General features: G+C 43.7%; 12 protein-coding genes. 7 read left to right on the top strand and 5 right to left on the bottom strand.

Annotated features, from left to right (window positions below):
• Nucleotides 1–50: 50 nt before the first annotated feature.
• The 4 genes from WC496_04685 to WC496_04670 all read right to left on the bottom strand — a co-directional run bounded on the left by WC496_04685 (nucleotide 51) and on the right by WC496_04670 (nucleotide 8,548).
• The gene (locus WC496_04685; GenBank protein MFA5292315.1) at nucleotides 51–2,885 is read right to left on the bottom strand and encodes a metallophosphoesterase family protein; all 2,835 of its coding nucleotides are present in this window, start codon (nucleotides 2,883–2,885) and stop codon (nucleotides 51–53) included.
• Between the two features lie 144 nt (nucleotides 2,886–3,029).
• On the bottom strand, nucleotides 3,030–6,101 hold the full coding sequence (locus tag WC496_04680) for a LamG domain-containing protein (protein MFA5292314.1): 3,072 nt from the start codon (nucleotides 6,099–6,101) through the stop codon (nucleotides 3,030–3,032).
• A 75-nt stretch (nucleotides 6,102–6,176) separates the two neighbouring features.
• Nucleotides 6,177–7,106 carry a type II secretion system protein gene (locus WC496_04675; GenBank protein MFA5292313.1) on the bottom strand — a complete coding sequence of 310 codons (930 nt, stop codon included), beginning with the start codon at nucleotides 7,104–7,106 and terminating at the stop codon, nucleotides 6,177–6,179.
• A 494-nt stretch (nucleotides 7,107–7,600) separates the two neighbouring features.
• A complete protein-coding gene (locus tag WC496_04670) occupies nucleotides 7,601–8,548 on the bottom strand; it encodes a prepilin-type N-terminal cleavage/methylation domain-containing protein (GenBank protein MFA5292312.1) in 948 nt (315 codons plus the stop codon).
• Between the two features lie 322 nt (nucleotides 8,549–8,870).
• Between WC496_04670 and WC496_04665 the strand changes: the two genes are divergently transcribed.
• Entirely contained in the window at nucleotides 8,871–9,911 is a 1,041-nt protein-coding gene (locus tag WC496_04665) for a LacI family DNA-binding transcriptional regulator (protein MFA5292311.1), read from the top strand.
• Nucleotides 9,912–9,968: 57 nt separating this feature from the next.
• Here the strand turns inward: WC496_04665 and WC496_04660 are convergent, their stop codons facing one another.
• Nucleotides 9,969–10,997 carry a glycoside hydrolase family 88 protein gene (locus tag WC496_04660; GenBank protein MFA5292310.1) on the bottom strand — a complete coding sequence of 343 codons (1,029 nt, stop codon included), beginning with the start codon at nucleotides 10,995–10,997 and terminating at the stop codon, nucleotides 9,969–9,971.
• A gap of 187 nt (nucleotides 10,998–11,184) precedes the next feature.
• Between WC496_04660 and WC496_04655 the strand changes: the two genes are divergently transcribed.
• The 6 genes from WC496_04655 to WC496_04630 all read left to right on the top strand — a co-directional run bounded on the left by WC496_04655 (nucleotide 11,185) and on the right by WC496_04630 (nucleotide 20,448).
• Complete coding sequence (locus WC496_04655; protein ID MFA5292309.1) at nucleotides 11,185–12,264, top strand: hypothetical protein; 1,080 nt, start codon at nucleotides 11,185–11,187, stop codon at nucleotides 12,262–12,264.
• Nucleotides 12,265–12,284: 20 nt separating this feature from the next.
• Nucleotides 12,285–13,703 (top strand): sugar porter family MFS transporter, encoded by a 1,419-nt coding sequence (locus WC496_04650; protein MFA5292308.1) that lies wholly within the window; start codon nucleotides 12,285–12,287, stop codon nucleotides 13,701–13,703.
• Nucleotides 13,704–13,707: 4 nt separating this feature from the next.
• Nucleotides 13,708–15,255 (top strand): hypothetical protein, encoded by a 1,548-nt coding sequence (locus WC496_04645; GenBank protein MFA5292307.1) that lies wholly within the window; start codon nucleotides 13,708–13,710, stop codon nucleotides 15,253–15,255.
• 10 nt (nucleotides 15,256–15,265) lie between these two features.
• Nucleotides 15,266–17,902: a glycoside hydrolase family 38 C-terminal domain-containing protein gene (locus WC496_04640; GenBank protein MFA5292306.1), complete on the top strand. Its 2,637-nt coding sequence runs from the start codon at nucleotides 15,266–15,268 to the stop codon at nucleotides 17,900–17,902.
• Nucleotides 17,903–18,000: 98 nt separating this feature from the next.
• Nucleotides 18,001–18,945 carry a sugar ABC transporter substrate-binding protein gene (locus WC496_04635; protein MFA5292305.1) on the top strand — a complete coding sequence of 315 codons (945 nt, stop codon included), beginning with the start codon at nucleotides 18,001–18,003 and terminating at the stop codon, nucleotides 18,943–18,945.
• Nucleotides 18,946–18,954: 9 nt separating this feature from the next.
• Nucleotides 18,955–20,448 carry a sugar ABC transporter ATP-binding protein gene (locus tag WC496_04630; GenBank protein MFA5292304.1) on the top strand — a complete coding sequence of 498 codons (1,494 nt, stop codon included), beginning with the start codon at nucleotides 18,955–18,957 and terminating at the stop codon, nucleotides 20,446–20,448.
• Nucleotides 20,449–20,457: the final 9 nt, after the last annotated feature.

Here is a 20,457-nt window from a genome sequence, read left to right as displayed (position 1 = left end):
AAAAGTTATTAAAATTTTACTAAACTTTATAGTTTAGATTAAACGCATTTCTAAAACTGACCCTGGTACATCCAATAGTTGGCCAACTCAGCAAAATCCTTCATATTGATTGTTTTATTTTCTCTGTCAGCGATATCCCTGCTGGAGAACTGACCGGCATCTAACCAGACATCCGCCAGTTCAACAAGGTCAGAGGCATCAACATTGTTGTCCATATTAAAATCTGACAGTGCGAAATTGATTGTATCTATCACACCAAAATAACTGCCGTCAAGATTATATGCGTGCATTTTAAAATTAAGTTCTGTTCCGTCAATTTGAACTTCAGTCCAGCCGTGTATTAAACCGCCGCCATCGGGCAGACCCGGTATATTCTGCGCACCGCCGACTGTCATAAACGGCCAGTCTATGGTAATCGATTCGACAACATCAAGATAATTGGCGCATCCGTTGATTACATAAAATGTTCCGTTTAACATCCCGCGTTCATATTCGTGAGTATGGCCGCTAAAACATATTTGAACATTATATTGGTTCAGCAGCGGAACGAGATATGTCTGCATATTACTGCTGCCGTTAAACCACCGCTCGCAATAAGGCGGAACGTGAATAAACAGAAATCTCCAGGTTGCGTTTTGCGCCTCGTCAGATGAAAGGTCCTGCTGAATCCAGTCAAGCGGCAAAGAATTGATATGCCCATCGGACGGCAGCGTGCCTTTTACACAATCCGAATAACTAACGCAGGTAAAATGAGCGTTGCCGTAATTAAACGAGAAACTGCCCATACCGCTGTTTTGCACGACTTTGTGTACCAGACTGTTTTCGGGCTCATCGTGATTGCCGAAAGCGATAAAGACCGGCTTCTGTTTACCCAGAATGTCGCACATATAAGGCCTGAACGCACTAACATAAAGGCCGTATGACGAGTTATCGACAACATCACCAATAGACACAGCCATATCAACTGTTGAGGCCATAGCTGTAAATATTGCAGCGCTGCACTCCGGATGCGGCGCATCATTTATTAGTCTTCTGGCCACCATTTGAGTGTCGCCGATGACGGCAAAAGTAAATGGTGTATCATCGTTTGGAGCGGTTGTGAATGTTGCATCGTTACCTAATGTTGAGCCATTGCACGCTCTGAAATGATAAGTTGTTTGCGGGTCGAGTCCGCTGATTCGTACTTTGCAGGTATATACTATGGTGCTTCCGTTTAACCCTGCGTTAATGCACAATCCTTTTGTATTATTGCCGTAAGAGGAAGTCAGTCCCCAGTCAACTGTTGGGTTTACCGGACGGTCAGTCTCCCATGCGATGGTCATCGCGGTTTTACTTACGTTTTGCAGATACGGCTGCGATTTGAACACGCCTGCCGCATCGCCCGAAACCGTTACGTTATAAGGAACGGACCATTGGCTGATTGCTCCATTGCTGTCACGAGCTCTTGCCCGAACTGCGTAAACGCCGAGTACAGGCCAACTATATGAAACGTTATAATTTGTACCGGAGGCCTGTAAATCGGACCAGTTTGAAATCCCATTGCCCCAGTCAACCTGATAGCTGATGTTGTTTGTTTCGGCATCTGTAGAAACAAAAGTATATGCTGTGCTTGTGCCGGTCGAGACAGAATTAGAACCTGCGACTGAAGGAACACCCGGTGCAGTGTTGCCGGCGATTACTCTCTTGAATTCCCATGAAAGGTCGTCAAAAAATGCGTCGCAGTCTGTTCCGTTTGTCCGCTGCGTAAGCAGGCGGTATTTAATAGAACGAGTTCCCGAAGGCAGTATAAGCCCGTTGGCATCCGGAAGAACCAATTGTGTCCAATTGGCTGAATTCGCCCCCTCAATACAGTTGCTGTCTGTTGTTGCCAGTATTACATTTGTACTATTTCTGTATTCGACAATTATACGGCCCTGATCTCCATCATTTCCGCCGCCGATATAACCTTTTGCGGTTGCGGAAATTCTGCCGTTATCAATGTCAGTTGCAAGATATCCGATGTTTATTATCTGGCTCATCTCGCTGTGAGCAGAACGGCCGGGTGTGAAATAATAATTGTTTGTTCTCGGCCAATGCCAGTCCGTTCTGTCTGTAGCCTGCCATTCGTTGCCGTCTGTGATTGTCCAGTCCGTTAAAACGTTATCGCTGCCGGAAGGATTATTAATCAGATTTATTCCGGTATTACTATAGGTGTCTATTACAATAGCGGTGGATGCCGTGCCAAGTTCGCTTGCCTGTGCATCTGAAAGAGCTTGTCCCCAGATTGCCAAGTTAGTGCAAATAATAGGATAATCATCGCCGTTATCGTCGGCGAAAAATAGAATCTGCGGGTCGAGCGAAAATCTTGCGTCTATTGTTTGACCCGCACCGGGCAGCCAGGGCAGTCCATCGACATAAATCCTGTAAAAGCTGCCGTTATCAACGGATATTACTATTCTATACCAGGTTTCGCCGCTTACTTTATTCCTTGTGTATCCTGTTTCGGTTACGCCTAACGTTCTGTCGGTTGAGATAAAGCAGTCGCCGTCATTGGAATTTGAGGGATTAGTTTGATACAAAGTCATCCATTGGCCGATACTGGCGGTCGGAACTTTTACGTCCATCAATACGGTCCACTCATTTACATAAGCACCGCCGCCGTTAGGAGCGATTCCATGAGTGCATGTGTAGTAACTTGTCAGCGGGTCTAATACCGCACCATCGCCCGGGCCGATACCCGCGACGGCGGAATGAGAGCCTGACTCAATTAAGTTTGCGCCTAAAGTGGCAATTGCAAGATTGGCAGAATCGTTGAACTCCCACAACCCGGCAGGCTGCGGATAGCTGGCCAGAGCACAGCCAGTCATGATAACAAGAGCAAAGATAATAAAGCTAACAGTCTTCAACCTTTTCTTACCTACTCCAAAATTACTTACCTGAAAAAGCGTCCATCCCTGACTTGCGTTTGATCTTCTAACTCTTCATGTTAAAGATCGCTATCAGGAATTTGCGGCGGTTTTGACACCGCCGCAAATTTTACTATTCACTTATTATTCAAATCCTAATTCAAGCCACTCATCTGCAAGAACCGAAAAGTCAACAAAGTTTGTCAGGCAGTCGCCATTAATATCGATTGCAGGAGCTGAATAGCCCATCAGACCTGCCTGGTAGCAGTTATAAGGACCTAATACATCATACTGTGTGCCGGCTGCGATATTGCTAACAAGAGAACCGCCTTGAATCTGTCGTTTAGCAGTTGACAGATAAACATCGCTGAATACAAACGATGGATATGTGGTTCCTGTAACAACCGGGTTAGTACCATAAATTCGTACATACACATTGGTATCGGAAGAAGTAGCGGTGTAGGATGTACCAATTATCTGCCATTTCGTTGTGGATTTAATGTCGCCAGTTGAGTTAACATCAGCATTAGCAAGTTTAACATAACCTGATGCAAGCGTAGTGATACCTGTATGTATAATATTAGGGTCTGTTACGCCGGCCGGTATTCTCCAAAGCTCAATATGAAGTTTAGGGACCGGATTTGGCCACGTCACACTCACGGCGCCCCAAGTCTGCGGCTCGATAAGCACACCGCAAGCCGTATCAAGATAATAAGTAGTACCTGATGTCAGAGCGCCTACTATCTGACCATAGACAAGGGTTCCGCCGGCATATAAAACAATATCATTAAGACCAGGTGTAGGTATCGGAGAGCCATAGTAAGCAGAACTGAAGGCTCCACCCTTATTGGCCATATCATAACCTGTTGGAACTTCATACATCCAACCAGGGAACAATGCCGGGATTCCACTAATAAACCAGCCACCTGAATTGTCTGAAGTAGTCAGACTTGTGTACATAGTCGGTATTTGGGTTTGAACAACAGACAGGTCTTCAAATCCGCCGTTGGTCAGCAGGTTTGTACGTTTTTCAGGATATTCAGTCGGCATAGTTGTGCCGAGATATGCATAACCGACATTCATAGCTCCAGATGGATCACCGGCCACATTGATATAGCTATTGTTGTAAGAGAATCTTATCTTTATGGGTTTGCCTGCGTCTGCGCCAACCGCTGTATAAGAGCAGTATAAAGCACGCCATATGCTTCTCGACAATGGACGAGAGGCTGTTGCTTTTACAACGCCATCAACAACTATTTCCATTGTAGCTGTATCTTTCCAGCTATACCACTCACCAAGGTCGTTGCCGGCGTTGTATTTATAGCCCATTACATATCCCATGGCATAATAAGTCTGACCGGAGGCGACTGTCCCAGAAGCTGTCTGCTCAAGGACATTTGGGTCACCAGAGGACTTATCTGTTAAGAAAGCTGAAAGATTTCCTCCGATGGTACTTACATTCGGCTGAGAGAAATACCATCCCAACCTGCCGCGTTTAGCGGTACGTATCAAGCCGCCTGCGCCAGTTCCTGTAAATGTCCAGCCTGTCGGGTTCATCACTTTGTTGGCGTCATCAATTAGGACAGAAAGACTATCAGCTGAAAAATCGCCATTGGCAAGCAACCCGCCGCTTCTCGGGTCAAGCAGCATGGCGCCTGAACTATCAAGCCAGCCATCGCCTAACAAGTCAACATCATCGTAATTAATAAAAGTGTCCTTGTCGAAATTGGAACTTTTTAATGTAACAGCAGCCTGTGCATCAGGCCTGAAGTTATCAATATAAAGTACCGTGTTTGCGTCGCCGCCAACAATCGCCATTTCAAACCAAACCGGAGGCATTGACGAGCTTAGTATCTTAGGAAGAATCATTTCAAGATGCTGCCAAACACGGTCACCTGCGTTAAGTGGAAATTCCACTTCTTCAAGAAGAGTTAATAATGTACTGTGGTTGTTGATATCAGGCACCAAATCAGCAGAGCGGCTATAGAGCGCCACACGAACGCTGGCACCATGGGCATTAATCGCCGCCACCCTTATATTTGTCCTAAAGTATGCATGATTACACCACGACAATGTTGGCCAGTAAATTTCGTACCAGCAATTACCCTGACCATAAACCATGCCCGGAGTAATATATGCAGCCATCACAGCCATGTTCGGCTCGCGACCATTCCATGACGAATCTATCCACTCAACACCATACTTTGAAAGATCTCCTTCCGGTATATTGTTGTAGTTAGTTTCATTTTTTACAAACCATGCGAACGGTTTAATAGCAAGCTGGCTGTTTGGTTCCGGGAATATCCAGGAAGTATTGTACACGACCTGATTATTTATCACCGACATCATCTGAATTCCATCCACATTCAATGCTGCCGGGTTCGGAGCAAGGACATACAAAGGAGTTTCAATATAATAAACCGGAGCAACAGTTCCACTCGACTCAACTACTGTTAATGGCGTTGCAGTGCCATCTACCAATTTGGCAATTTCTGATACCGGCAGATACTTACCTGCCCAAACTGCAACGTCATCCAGAGCGCCTGTGAAATAGGCATCGCCCTGGGTTTTAGACGCTATGTAAAAGTCTGTAGTCGCAACAGGTAAAGAATTCAGTGGTGTGCTCGTAGTGTGTACGGCGATACCGTTAACATATTTTGTTACCACTTGGCCGTTACTGGTTATCGCAAGATGATACCAGCTTCCGAGCGTTTTCTGTACGTCATTTTCAAGGCCTATAGATAATGCCCATGGAGTGTTTACATCGGAATAGAAATAGTCGTACGGATCCCAGCTTGCCGAGTCGCCGTCAGGGTCTAAAGCAAGCTCGACATCATAGGCATCTGTGTCAATTATTCTCGGCCAGTCTAAATAATCCAGGGTGTCTCTTCTGACCCACGCTGCAACAGTAAACACTCTGCCAAGACTTGCCAAGCCATCAGCAGTGTTTATATCCACAACCACATGATTCCAGTTTGAAGAGCCGGTAGTGTTGGCGTTAAACTGCAAAGCGCCGCCGCTTCCGTTGTGGCCGGTTATCCACGCCGGATAATTATTGCTATCTGCTGCGTATAGAACGCCGGTTTTTCCGTGACCAGAGGAGTCAGCAGCAGTAAGGCCGGTACCTTCGTCTAATGGCCAATAGCCGACTAACTCGCCCATTGCCATTGTCGTCGTCAGGATAACAACTGCGAAAATCGTTAATCCATTTTTCATCTTAAACCTCCTTAGAAGAATTAATTTATTAAATACAAAACCGCCACCCTCAAATATTGGCGGGATAACTACCATTTACCAGATAGGGGTGCCATTGACTCTTATCTTGTTGTGTCCAGAGTATGGCCTTCCATACTCCATATAAGCGTCGTATCCTGCCAAGCCTTTTACAGTAGAAACATGCCCGTCAACGAAAGCGACGTTTGCCTTTCCTTCATTTTTCCTGCTTCCGGTGACATTGTGATATGTAGCAAAATTATCTGTGGCGTCATTTGGGAAGGTTGACGAGCCGGCATTTGCATTAAGCCATAAGGCGTTGTCATTTAAAGCAACGTGGCTATACCATTTAGGAGCGTCCCCAATTCTTTGACCAGTTACCCACGGATTTTCTTCTGTAAAGGAAAAACACTGTGCAGGGCGGTTGACTATAGATATTTTTGTCGTTAATTCATAAGCCCACGTAATCGAAGTTAACTGGCCATCCACAGATACTTTTTGCCCGCCCAGATAGGAAACCCAATCGAAACCGAGATGCCAATTCATCGCATAGCTGTATATCGGGTTAAACGGCGTAGCTTTTGAATGTCCCGAATATCCGCATTTGGATACGAGAGCATAACTTCTGTATGTCGGACACAGGTTAACATTTTTATTTTTCAGATATGGCCAAAGAGATCCATCCGGAACGTCTTTGTCATAATGCCACCTGCATTCCTTGGGGCACTTTCTGTCAGTCACACCTTTTTGAATGGTCGCCTGAGAATAAAGCCATGATACCATGAACGGCGATTTGTTGGAATTGTCCTGAGCGTACATAGGCAAAGCAAGACCATAATTTCTCAGGTTAGATGCGCATACAATCGTTTGGGCTTTGCCGCGCGCGGCACTCAACACTGGAATCATGATACCCAATAATAACGCTATAACAGAGATGACTACCAGTAATTCTACGAGAGTAAAGCCTTTGTCGCAACCCACTCTGGGAAACCATTTTGTCTGTTTCATTGGCTCACCTGTAAATAAACATAAATTCGCTAAATATTGTAATTATTGTATTATAGCTATCCCACCCTTTGATGTCAATGTAATTTGTGCACAAAAGTTTGTGCAGCGATATTATCTGGCATTGAATCTCAAAAACAGGAGTATTATAGGGCTGGTTGAAAAAAAGAGATTTTTGCGGCAAAAACGCGTAATCAACCTGCCGGATATATAATGCCAACAATAGGTGCTTTGAATTACAAATAAGCAAAGAAAAAAAGATAAAATATCGCCAAAATTACCAAATATTCTTTTTTCATGATACGAGTAAAGCCAGGAAAAAGTAAAAGGTACTTTGTCGCTGCTATCATAGGCGTATATAAACAAGGCAGGGCCGTAATTTTTGAGGTAAGTTGTCTTTCGAACTTACTTGTTCAGCAGTGTTGTAAATTAGTGCTGGGGTAAATGCTTTTTTAATTTTTTTCATTTTACCAATCCTTGCAGTCTAATTTGCAAAGCTACCAGATATTTCCATTATTTTGCTTTTCATGCCCATCAAATGGCCTGCCATACTCCATATAGGCATTACGTCCCGCCAGTCCCCTTATTCTGGCGACATGACCATCCACAAATACAACATTGGCTTTGCCTTCATCGCGTTTGCTGGATGAAACGCCGTGATAGGTAGCAAAATTAGCTTGAACCCCGCCATTATCAAGAGCATACATCCACAGGTCTGTCTTAGCCATAGCAGTGTTACTGTATACCAAGGTGTCGCCTATTCTTAATGAATGATTAAAGCTGTCTGGGACACCGCTTCGGCCGCCGTTTATGCACCACAAATTTTCTTCGGAAAATGCAAAACATTGAGCTGTTCTGGTTACTCGGCTCAACTTAAGTGAAGGTTCTGTTTTTAATTTCGGGTCGGCAAGATAGCCCATCCAATCCATACCAAGCCAGCGATTCATCGAATAGCTATATCTCGGATTGAATGGAATTAATTTACTTCCACCGTAAAAATGATTTCTATGCTGAGAGTTATTTGGACATTTATTACGTCCGCCGGCAAAGGCTAAATTTTTAAATGTGGGGCACATATGAACATCTGCAGCTTTTAAATACGGCCACAAAGTACCATCAGGTTTTTGTTTGTCAAAATGCCATCTGCACTCTTGAGGACATTCACCAGTTGCGTTTGCGTCCATGATAGTTTTCATTTTATACAGCCAACTGAAGCTGAAGGGGCACCTTCCGCTGCTGTCGTCTTGAGCATACATCAGCAGTGCTGGGCCATAGTTACGCAGATTTGTTGCACAAACCGTTGCTCTTCCTTGTTCACGAGCCTTACTCAAGGCAGGGAGAAGCATCCCTAAAAGTAATGCTATAATGGAAATGACCACAAGCAACTCTACGAGCGTAAAACCTACACTGTAACCGCCTGCGAAAAGCCGTTTTGTTTGTACCATTGGCCTGCTCATAAAAACACATACAAATATCATTTGTCGTATTGTATATATCCTTCTTCTCGTTGTCAATGAAATTTATGCACAAACATTTGTGCAATGGAATTGTCTATTGCCAGGCTTCGAAAAAGGGAGTGTTATCGGGCTGGATTGGAAAAGATAAATTTTGCAATAAAATAACAACTTTGTAAAATTAAAAAAACTAATAAATTTGCATTTTTATATGAATGTGCAAAAATATTAAAAAAATGCGTAAAAGTCTCCAGACAACAAGATATGGCGACTAAGTATATTTGCAATGTTTTGTTTTTAGGCGATATAAAAAATGCTAAATTCCGTGCCAATAACCCTCAAAGAAATTGCTCATCAGGCAGGGGTAGATATCTCTGTCGTTTCCAGAGTTTTGAACGGAAAAGCTGATAAATACAGAATCAGCAAAAAATGTCAGGAAAAGGTAAAGAAAGTTGCTTTGGAACTGGGATATATACCAAATGCTTATGCGGTTGGCATTAAAGCAGGGGAATTTCACTGTGTAGCCGTGCTCCAGAGCGGTATGGCTGGGAAAAGTTATCTTCCGGAAAATTTAGTAAATGAAATACACCGAAATCTTGAGAAAGAGGATATGCATCTTTTGCTGGCCAATATTCCTGAACCCGGCCATTCCAATGACATGCCTAAAATCTTTCGCTCTCTAATGGCGGACGGACTGATTGTGAATTATTATCAGGATTTGCCGCCGATGGTCAGGAAAGCCATAGCAAAAACTTCTATGCCTACAGTCTGGATGAACTACAAGATGCCGTACAATGCCATCTATCCGGACAGTTTTACCGCGGCGAAAAAAGCTACAGAACACCTGATAAAATTAGGGCACAAGAGAATCAGCTACTGTAATGTTTACTTCAACGATCTTAGGGAAGATGCGCATTACAGCGTTGCTGAAAGACGGGAAGGTTATACCTGTGCAATGAAAAACGCTTCGCTCGAAGTATTGGATATTACACCGAGTTACAGGGTCGATGACACGATGGAGAAACAGACACAATTGTTTTATGATGTTCTCAGTAAAAAAGACAGACCTACCGCAATGCTTTTATACTGGTCATATTCGATACCGTCTTTGCAGACGGCTGCCAACCGTTTGAATATACATATACCCGAAGACCTGTCTGTTCTCACTTTCGCTTGCGAATCGCATCAAAGAATAGGATTGACCGCTACTGCGATGCTTGAGCCTGAAACAAATATGGGCAGAGAAGCAGTTGCTATGCTGATAAAAAAAATGCAGACGAGAGAGAAAAACACACCTTCGGTAATGCTGGATTATAATTTTTTAGATATGGGCACCTGCACAAAAGCGCCGTAACCCGGCAGTTGAAAATAAAAACAGCACTTACTCCTGATTTCGTCTTTAAACAAATATCTATTTGTGCATTTGAAGCAGAGCTGTCGCAGCCCAAAGAAGAGGGGCCTGGCCATGAAAATCACCTGTAATTCGCGGTCTGTCTAAATAATAATTATAAGAACTATTCTCATCAGTTCCGCAGCAGACATCTTTTAACAATCCGTTTTCAATTTTGCCTGTTAAGCCGTTCCACCCTTTAATCGCGGCATTTTTAAAGGAATCATCGAGCCAGCCGTTTTTGACACCGGTTGCAAACGAATACGTAAACATCGCAGTGCAGGAAGTCTCCTGAAAACTATCTTTGTCTAAAAGTACCTGGTGCCATAAGCCGTCGCCGTCCTGATGTTTTAAGATACCATTCATTAATTTTTTATAAATATTCATCAGCGTATCATACTTTGGATGCTCTTTAGACATATTTTGAAGAGTAATTGTCATCGCCGATGCCGCCCATCCGTTTGCTCTTCCCCAGAAAACAGGAATTTTTGTCGTATGTTGAAATAGGCCGTTTTGCTGCTGTAATTTGTCGGCATAAGCAAGCAATTGAATAATGGCTCTGTCAAGATAAATGGATTTTCCGGTTGCTTTATACGCCTGTATCTGAAGCACGGCAACCATAAACATATCATCCGTCCAGAAACGTGAATATTTTGTCAGGCCGTCATCCCGCGGATTAAGCCATTCGTCATCGGCAAGAGATAACGGTATTTCAAGGTATGCAGGGTCATGGGTTTGCAGGTATATTTCAAATCCTAAAATTCCACAGGCGTTCTTGTCAACGTGGCCTGGAGTTAAAGTGTTTGATTTGAGAAATTTATCATAATTTTCAATCACCTTGTTTTTCAAGGCCGGGTTGTTTGTCTCCTGTGCAAATTTCAGGACACCAAAATCTACGAAAAAAGATTCATATTTATCGTAAAGGTCAACAGCGACTGCCTTCGAGGCAACGTTGCCGGCAATCTGAATAATCGAATCATTATTGAGTTTCGCTCCTGCGGCAAGCGGGACGAAGTACAAAACAAGAATCAGGATAGAAAATCGTCGCATATTTTTTCCCTTTAAGGCGTCCACAAAAAATCGAGACTGCTCGCAATGATGACTTTAATATTCGATAGTTCTATATAATGAAAAAAACACATAAGTCAACAAAAAGAACAGAAAGTAAAAACAGTTCTTGAAATAAGCACAAAGGATTGTACATTATATTTTCATTATGACTCAGAGACAAAGAGTTTTGGCTATATTGGCAGGCAAAAGGCCTGACATAGTTCCGTGGTTTGGCGACCTCGACTATTGGGCATCTGCGCTCATCGGGAGGGGAGAAAAACCGGCAGACTTCAAACAATCTCAGGCTTATATCGACTGGCATCGCAGGCTCGGCGTGGGATTTTATCTGCAGGGATATTTTCCATTCAAAACAATTATCGAAAACTGTAAAGTTACCGAATGGCACGAAGATAATAATAAATTTCGACAGATTGAAACGCCAAAAGGGACGCTTCGGGAATGCTGGACATATATGCAGGCCTCTTTTACGGATGCGCCGACAGAGCATTTGATAAAATCCGAAGCGGACTTGTCTGCTTATGCTTATGTTCATGAAAATACGAGATATGAGCCTGATTATGATTTTGCCAATATCCGTCTGAAGCAAATCGGTGAAATGGGAGTAATGCTTTGTTATTTGCCTAAAAGTCCGTTTATGCAAATGGTCGCTCTCGATGCGGGCATTGTGGCGGTTACAATGATGTTTATGAATGACCGGGCTTTGCTGGAAAACACATTGGCGATTGTCAGAAAGAGTCACGATAAGGCGGCGGAAATCGCACTTGCAAGTCCTGCGGAAGTTTTAATGATACCGGAAAATTTATCGTCGGAAGTTGTCGGCCCTAAATTTTTCGATAGCTTTATGAAGGATTATCATACGCACTGGACAAGCAGAATAAAAGCTGCGGTAAAGTATTCGTACATTCATCTTGACGGTACGCTTAAAGGATTGCTGAGGCAGGTATGCCAGGCGGGATTCAGTGTGATTGAAGCGATGACACCTGCGCCAGTGGGTGATTTGGCAATCGGTGACTGGGCGAAATACGCTCAAGGCACAAACGCGATACTCTGGGGCGGAGTGCCGGGGATTTATTTCACCGAACACGTTGGTGATGATGAATTTGACAGACACGTTATCGAAGTAATCAATGTGATGAAACAGGAATCGCGTTATGTTCTCGGCGTGGCAGATCAGGTTCCGCCTGATGGATTGGAAAGACGTGTAATACGAGTCGGCGAGCTCGTTGAAAAATATGGGAAATATTAATTGTTTGCAGGTGGTCAGATATGGATAAAACAACACAAAAAGGGAGCTTGCTCTACCTTTCCGTTATTTGCCTTATAACGACGCTGGGCGGTTTTTTATTTGGATTCGATACGGCGATAGTCTCCGGCGCAATCGAGTTTGTCAAAAGCCAGTTTCAATTGAACGCGGATATGGAAGGCTGGATTGTAAGCTCTGCAGTGTTCGGCTGTATATTCGGTGCAGCGTTTGCCGGACCTTTAACAGATAAATTCGGCAGAAAGCCCATTCTAATTCTTGCCGCAGTTTTTCTGCTGATTTCCTGCGTCTGGTGTATTTTTCCCAGCTCGGCATTCTGGCTGATAGTTGCCCGCATCATCGGCGGTTTGGGAGTCGGCATTACATCTATGGCGGCCCCGGTTTATATATCTGAAGTTTCTCCACCTGCTTTGAGGGGAAGGCTTGTTTCGTATTATCAGCTTTCCATTACGCTGGGAATTTTGTTTTCGTTTTTTGTAAACAGCATTATTCTGCACGTTGCAGGCGATAATGCCGGCGTAATCACTGCAGAAGTCGGCGGATTTTTTCATTGGGCGTTTGTCTCTCAAATCTGGCGAGGAATGTTCGGCACTGAGACGATACCTGCGATCCTGTTTCTTTTGACTTTGCTGTTTATTCCCGAAAGCCCGAGATGGCTTGTAAGGCAAGGCAGAGGCGAAAAGGCATTAAACGTTCTTGTTCGCATAAACGGCCAGGCAGAGGCACAGAAGGAATTTGCCGACATAAACGAAGTGATTAAATTTGAAAGCGGCGGCTTTGGCGAACTGTTCGAAGCAAGATTTCGCAGGCCGCTGCTGATAGGCGTAATGCTGCCGGTTTTTGCACATTTAAGCGGCATAGCAGCGGTGATGTATTTTGCACCGAAGATACTTATCGAAGCAGGTCTTAGTGTAGGCGGGGCATTCGGTGCTGCGGTGACGGTCGGAATGATTAATTCGCTGTTTACTTTTCTTGCGATATGGAAAATCGACAAAATCGGCCGCAGGCCTTTGCTGCTTGTCGGTATCGGCGGAACATTTGTGTCGCTGCTTATCATCGGGCTGATGTTTAATTTGAATATCACTCACAAATTTCTGATACTTGTGCCGTTATTGTGTTATATTGCGTTTTTCGCGTTTTCCTACGGGCCGGGGGTATGGGTGGTTATCTCGGAAATTTTTCCGACCCGCACAAGAGGCAGCGCTGTCGGAGCGGGAGCGTTGGCGCTGTGGGTTACAGCGTTTATCATTTCACAGACACTGCCGAGACTGCTGGCCGGTTTGGGGGCCGGAAATACATTTTTACTTTACGCGGCGATGACCGCACCGGCGTTTTTGTTCGTATATAAGCTTATACCCGAAACGAAGGGCAAATCTCTGGAAGAGATTGAAAAGCACTGGATTGACAGGTATAATGGGAATTAGGGAAATGAGTAATAAATACAAAACAATTGTTCTGTCGTTTTTAATGCTCAGCAGTTCGCTTTTCGCTGACACAGACGGTAAATACGAAACGGCGGTAAAAACCTGTCTCGATAATCTGATTAAATACGGCAGGGATACTTATGGGCCAGTCAAATCGCCGATATTCGTGAGCATACTTGATGTCAATTCGAGAACCTGTCCGCAGAATCCTTTGCCGCTGGATGAAAATTGGCGGGTTATACGGCGGGAACGAAGAAATCCTGCAGGTGCAAATTTATTCACTGACCAGCCATTGATAAACGTAATGTATCTGAAGTCTGAATTGTCCGGCGACAAGGCTTATTCAAATGCCGCTAAGGAATATATAAAATACTATTTCAAAAATCTTGTCGATGAGAAAGGCTTATTCTGGTGGGCAGGCCACAGGCATTACGATGTGTTCGAAGATAAAATGACCGGCCATTTATTAAACTGGCACGAAATACACGCCGGAATACAAATTCAATGGGACTTGCTTTGGCAGGTAAATCCCAAAGCTGTAACAAAAGAAATAGAAGCTATCTGGCGATGGCAGGTAATAAATAAACAAACAGGTGAAACAAATCGCCATGACGACGGCAAAGTCGGATGCGATTTTCCACTGACGGCGGGAAGTATGATAGACGCATTTGCGTTTTTATATTCAAAAACAAATGATGAAATCTGGCTCGACAGGGCGAAACTGCTTGCGAATTATTTCTGGAACCTTCGCGACAAAAATACGAATCTTATTGCCGAAAGACCAAATGCCGGCAGCGGCAGATTTGACGGAAGCACGTTTGCTACCGATATAAGCGGACCTTATTGCCACAGCCTCTTAACTGCATATCTGCTGACAAAGGAAGCTATGTTTAAAATGCAGGCAATAGCCTATTTAGATGCTTATAACAAATACGGCTTTGACGAGAAAAACGGGGAATTCTGGGGTGCATTGAAACTTGACGGAACTCCGATACCCGGCCCGCGGCAGCCTGCATCAACAGAACCGGAACAATTCGGAAATAACGAGCAATATGGGCAATACGAGCCGAGAGGACATCTGGATTTGTGGGAACCTTATATTCTCGGCAGTCAGTTCCCGCTGGAAACGGCACAGTGCTACGCATTTGCGTATCGTCTGACAGGCGATGCCAATATGCTGATTGCGGCGGAGAGATTTGCAGACTGGATTGAAAAAACTCCGACAAATACAAACGAAACAGACGTCTCGTGGTATTCCGACTACACAAAAACTTACGGCAAAGAAGGCACCTACGCTGAAAAATACGGCAGGACAATTTCGTTCTATCTTGATTTGTATTCGCTTACGAAAAAGCCGAAGTATTTACAGCTTGCACAAAAATTAGCAGATGAAGCGATTGCGAAATTATACGTAAATGGATTATTCAGGGGACATCCGGCCAAACCATACTACGAGGCGATCGACGGTGTGGGCAACCTGCTGTACGCTTTGGTGGAGCTGGACTGTACGCTAAAAGGGAAATCGCAGAAAGTCAATACCGACAACTGGTGAAAATGCTTTTATGAGAAATACAGGATTATCAGTTCTTGCAATAATTACAATTTTCAGCAGTATTAATTTTGCCGAAGATACCGCAGACAACATACAATGGGGATATTTCAGCGGCGGAACGATATGCCTTGTTTCATCCAGTCATCAGGATATTGCCTGGCTGGATACGCCGGGGCAGTGTGAAACTAATCGCGATGTTCAGACGATTACACCTGCTTTGGAGTTTATGCGGACTGAGCAGGGATATTGCTTCGCGATGGAGCAGGCACTTAATCTTAAAGAATATCTACAGAGACATCCTGAGCTTAAAGACGAAATTTTACAGCGGGCAATCGAAAAACGTTTTGCATGGGGAGCAACTTACACACAGCCATATGAATCGCTCGAATCGGGAGAGCAGTTAATTCGTCAGGCTTATTTCGGGCGTAAAATGATACGAAATATTCTGCCTGGGGCCGATGCAAGAGTCGCATATAATGTCGATGTGCCCGGCAGAGCGATGCAAATGCCGCAAATACTTAAAAAGGCGGGAATCGATTATTTAGTTGTGAGCCGACAAGCCGAGGGAATTTTTAAATGGACAAGTCCTGACGGCAGTTCAGTCGCAGTTTATTCCAATGGTTATTACAGCGGTCCATTGGGGACTTATGGAAATTTCAAGTGCGATATCGCAGAGGTAATATCAAAAGTCTCAAATAAACTTGCCCAGCAGAGCGATTATTATCGAAAGCGAAATCTGCCGCCTGTATTTTGCATTTACCTGTGTGCCGATGGCCTGCATCCCGTCAATTATTCAGATGTATGCAGGCGATGGAATTTGCTGGCAGAGGAGTTTAATAAAACTTCGCCTGCGGATAATAAGATGCCGCGGATGGAACATACAACGGCGGAAAATTTTATGGATTCTGTTGTTAAGCCCGACGTAAAGCTTGACACTATTGTCGGCGAGCGGCCGAACATCTGGCTTTATATACACGGGCCGACACATCATTGGGCTGTTTCAGCGAAAAGAGACTCAGGGATTCTGCTGCCCGCGGCTGAAATGTTCGCAACTGTCGATTCACTTCTGGCAGGAGATTTTAATAATTATCCCGCGAAAGAATTATCCGACGCATGGGAGGCGGCCGTTTATCCTGACCACGGATGGGGCGGAAAGAACGGTGATGTGACAGATGAAGTATTTCTTAAAAAATATGAATTTGCCCGCGACCAGAGCAAAGCAATACTCGATAAATCGTTACAATCAATTGCCGCTCGCATTAAACCTGCTGGGAAAGGCCGGCAGATAGTGGTTTTCAACGACCTTTCCTGGATGCGAGATGGAATTGTTAAAGTAAAACTCAACAACGTTAAAGGTTCGTTCTATATTGCAGACGACGGTGGGAATATTATGCCGCATCAGTTTTTGCATGGCGAATTAAGTTTTACAGCAAAAGATATTCCGTCTATCGGTTATAAAACTTATTATCTTATTGAAGATTCGAACAAATTGATGACTGCCGCGGCTGTTGGCAAAGTAATTACCGATTATGAAAACGATTATTATAAAGCGGAATTTGCACAGGGCGGAATAAAAAGTATTTATGATAAACAGCTTAATCGCCAATTGCTTAAAACCGGCAAATTTCTCGGCGGCGAGATTTTTTCAATGCAGTCCAACGGTAACGGGGCAGGGGAGTTTTTGAAAGTGCAAATGCCTTCGATGGAAGGATTTGATAAAGGAAGCAATCGCAGTTCGCAATGGACGCTTGTAGAATCCGGCAGGGTACGAGATGTGATTGAAACACGATATTCTTTTGTCGATTGCCAAATCGTTCAGCGTGTTATCTTTTATAAAGATTTCAAAAATATTGATTTCGAGGCAGAAATTAATAACTGGCAGGGACGGCATAATCGTGAAATAAGAATGGCGTTTCCACTTGATTTACCGAACGGCAAAATCGCTTATGAAGTGCCGATGGGTATATTGAAAGTCGGCGAGAACGAAACGAAAGGAGCGCCGGGCGGCTGGACAGAGCAGGGGCATTATGACCAAAACGCCTCCGAGGTATATCCGCGCGAAGTACAAAGTTTTATAACGGCATACAACGACAAAGCCAGAATTATAATTGGCGGCGGCGTTGCGGTATGGGATTATATCGACCCGACCGGCAATCCGGTGGATTATCCGGTTTTGCAGCCGGTTCTTTTGGCGACTCGCAAAAGCTGTCACTGGGAAGGCAATTGGTACGAACAGAAAGGCAATCATAGCTTTAAATTTTCTCTGACAGCTTGTAACCCAAGCGACAAACAATATTGGCGGACAGGTATCGAATCGAATCATTTCCTATATGCAATTTATGATGTTTCTCGTAATGCAAATACTGATTTGCCTGTTGAAAAGAGTTTTTTCAGTCTGTCTTCTAAAAATGTTCTTATAAGCACGATTAAAAAATGCGAAGATGATAACGGTGTGGTCGTCAGGGTTTACGAAATAGAGGGAAACGGCACAAATTCATCGCTGAAAGTTCCTTTTGGAATCTCTAAAGCTCAACATACAAATATTATTGAAGAGCAGGGCAAGCCTTTGTCTTCAAACGGAGAATCGATAAAAATAAAAACAGGAAAATATGCAATTGAGACATTTAAATTATATGTTCAAAGATAAATAATGTTTCGGCAGGCCTGAAGAAACAACGCTTGCAATCGAATATACCGGTTGTAAAATAAGATTATAAAAACTTAAAAGAAATGAGAGTGCTGATTATGAAAATTCGAGTATTAAACATATCGATTTTGCTTATCCTTTCGATTTTTGTTTTAATCCCCGGCTGCGGCAAAAAAGAACCTCAAAAACCGCGAATTTCGCTGATAATGAAATCGCTTGCCAATGAATTTTTCAAAACGATGGAGGACGGGGCAGGAGAGCATCAAAAGCAAAATTCAGAAAAATACGGCCTCATTGCATCAGGAATAAAAGACGAGCTTGATGTCGCAAAGCAAATGGACCTTGTCGAGCAGATGATAGCGCAGCAGGTCAACGCAATTGTAATTGCACCGGCAGATTCAAAAGCAATGGTCAGTGTGTGCAAAAAAGCGATAGATTCAGGCATCGTAGTAGTGAATATTGATAACAAACTCGATGAGGATGTTCTTAAGGATAAAAACATTCAAATTCCGTTTGTGGGGCCGGACAATAGAAAAGGTGCTTACCTTGCGGGACAATACCTTGCTCAAAAATTGCAGAAGGGCGATAAGGTCGCGATAATTGAAGGCGCACCAAACGCTTTTAACGCCGTGCAGCGAAAACTTGGTTTTGAAGACGCGATGAAGGAAGCTGGAATTGAAATCGTAACATCGCAGTCGGGAAATTGGGAAACTGCTAAAGCCAATCAACTGGTTTCTGCTATTATAACTGAATATCCGGACATCAAAGCAGTGCTTTGCGCAAATGACAGTATGGCTCTTGGGGCAGTGGCGGCTTTGCGAACAGCGGGAAAAACAGACGATATTCTTGTTGTAGGCTTCGATAATATATCGGCGGCTCAAAGATTGCTTAAAGAAGGCAAAATGCTTTGCACGGTTGACCAGCATGCCGATAAACTTGCGGTTTTTGGAATTGAATTTGCACTTGATATTTTAGATGGAAAAGGCAAAGCTGAAAATAAGGAAACGCCGGTCGATTTAATTACAGCAGAAACTTTAAAATAACGGCTGAATATGTTGTTTGAAGCTCAAACTATTTCAAAGTCGTATCCCGGCGTAAAAGCGCTTAGTAATATCGATTTCAGTTTGCACGAAGGAGAAGTTCACGCTCTCATAGGCGAAAACGGGGCAGGCAAAAGCACTCTTGCGAAAATTATAGCAGGTGTTATCCGGTCTGACGCGGGGACAATGAAGTTATCGGATGCTGAATACGATCCTTTGTCAACAAGCCAGGCGCAGAAGCAGGGCGTTCGAATGGTAATGCAGGAGCTGAATATTCTCGATACACTCAGTATCGCAGAGAATATTTTTTTTGATTCGATGGTAAATCGCTGCGGATTTATTAATTATACACGGCTTCACAAAGAAGCGAAAGAAGCGATGTCGCCGGCAGGACTTGGAAATATCGCCCCGTCAACGCCTGCAGGAAAACTTAGCATCGGACAAAAACAAATGGTGGAAATTGCTGCCGGCCTGTATAAAAAATGCAAAATATTCATTCTTGACGAGCCGACATCCTCTCTTACTGATAAAGAAATTAAACTTCTTTTCGAACGAATAAAATTTCTTAAAGGACTCGGAGCGGGCATTATTTATATTTCGCATAAGATGAACGAAATTAAACAAATTGCCGACAGGATAACGGTTCTCCGGGACGGCCAAAAAATAACTACCGATTCTGCCGACAAGCTGAGTATATCCGAAATGGTTCAGCAGATGGTAGGCAGGAAATTCAGTCAGGAACAGTTTGAATTGCCGAAAATGGGCACAGAGGTCATTTTGGAAATAAATGATTTGTGCAGTAAACCGAAAGTAAAAAATGTCAGCTTTAATCTGCACAAAGGTGAAATACTCGGCATAGCCGGTCTTATAGGTTCGGGCAGGACGGAAACGGTTCGCTGTATTTTCGGAGCCGACAGGCCCCAAAGCGGGAGAATAAATCTTAAAAATCAGGATGTAAGCAGGATTTTAACATCGCCTAAAGCGGCTGTTTCAAAATCGATGGCGATGATTCCCGAAGACAGGAAATCCGAAGGACTGCTTTTAAGCCTTGCTGTGAAAGACAATATTTCAATCGGCAATTACGATTTGTTGAGCAGTTTCGGTTTTATTAAATCGAAAAAAGAATATAAATGTGCAGAAAAATTTATCGATTTATTGAATATTAAGTGCAGCTCGCAGCGGCAGGATGCGATGCATCTTAGCGGCGGGAACCAGCAAAAGGTGATTTTGTCGCGATGGATTTGCAGGGACAGCGACATTTTTATTTTCGATGAACCTACGCGGGGAATAGATATAGCGGCACGATACGACATATACAAATTAATGACTGAACTTACCGCAAAGGGCAGGGGATTGATTGTTGTTTCTTCGGACCTGCAGGAATTAATGATTATTTGTCACAGGATAGCGGTTATGTCGAACGGCAAATTAGTACAGACATTTGACCGGAACAACTGGACAGAAAATGATATTATGCAGGCCGCTTTCAGTGAATATGTAAATTAAAAATGGAGT

It is taken from the genome of Phycisphaerae bacterium (assembly GCA_041652575.1).
Classification (GTDB): domain Bacteria; phylum Planctomycetota; class Phycisphaerae; order Sedimentisphaerales; family UBA12454; genus UBA12454.
The sequence above is the reverse complement of the archived record's forward strand: the minus strand, read 5'-3'. Positions and strand labels throughout refer to the sequence as shown.

Excerpts from the sequence above, each read along its gene's own strand:
- WC496_04680 (MFA5292314.1), bottom strand. The coding sequence starts at position 6,101 with ATGAAAAATGGATTAACGATTTTCGCAGTTGTTATCCTGACGACGACA.
- WC496_04675 (MFA5292313.1), bottom strand. The coding sequence starts at position 7,106 with ATGAAACAGACAAAATGGTTTCCCAGAGTGGGTTGCGACAAAGGCTTT.
- WC496_04670 (MFA5292312.1), bottom strand. The coding sequence starts at position 8,548 with ATGGTACAAACAAAACGGCTTTTCGCAGGCGGTTACAGTGTAGGTTTT.
- WC496_04665 (MFA5292311.1), top strand. The coding sequence starts at position 8,871 with ATGCTAAATTCCGTGCCAATAACCCTCAAAGAAATTGCTCATCAGGCA.
- WC496_04660 (MFA5292310.1), bottom strand. The coding sequence starts at position 10,997 with ATGCGACGATTTTCTATCCTGATTCTTGTTTTGTACTTCGTCCCGCTT.
- WC496_04650 (MFA5292308.1), top strand. The coding sequence starts at position 12,285 with ATGGATAAAACAACACAAAAAGGGAGCTTGCTCTACCTTTCCGTTATT.
- WC496_04645 (MFA5292307.1), top strand. The coding sequence starts at position 13,708 with ATGAGTAATAAATACAAAACAATTGTTCTGTCGTTTTTAATGCTCAGC.
- WC496_04640 (MFA5292306.1), top strand. The coding sequence starts at position 15,266 with ATGAGAAATACAGGATTATCAGTTCTTGCAATAATTACAATTTTCAGC.
- WC496_04635 (MFA5292305.1), top strand. The coding sequence starts at position 18,001 with ATGAAAATTCGAGTATTAAACATATCGATTTTGCTTATCCTTTCGATT.
- WC496_04630 (MFA5292304.1), top strand. The coding sequence starts at position 18,955 with ATGTTGTTTGAAGCTCAAACTATTTCAAAGTCGTATCCCGGCGTAAAA.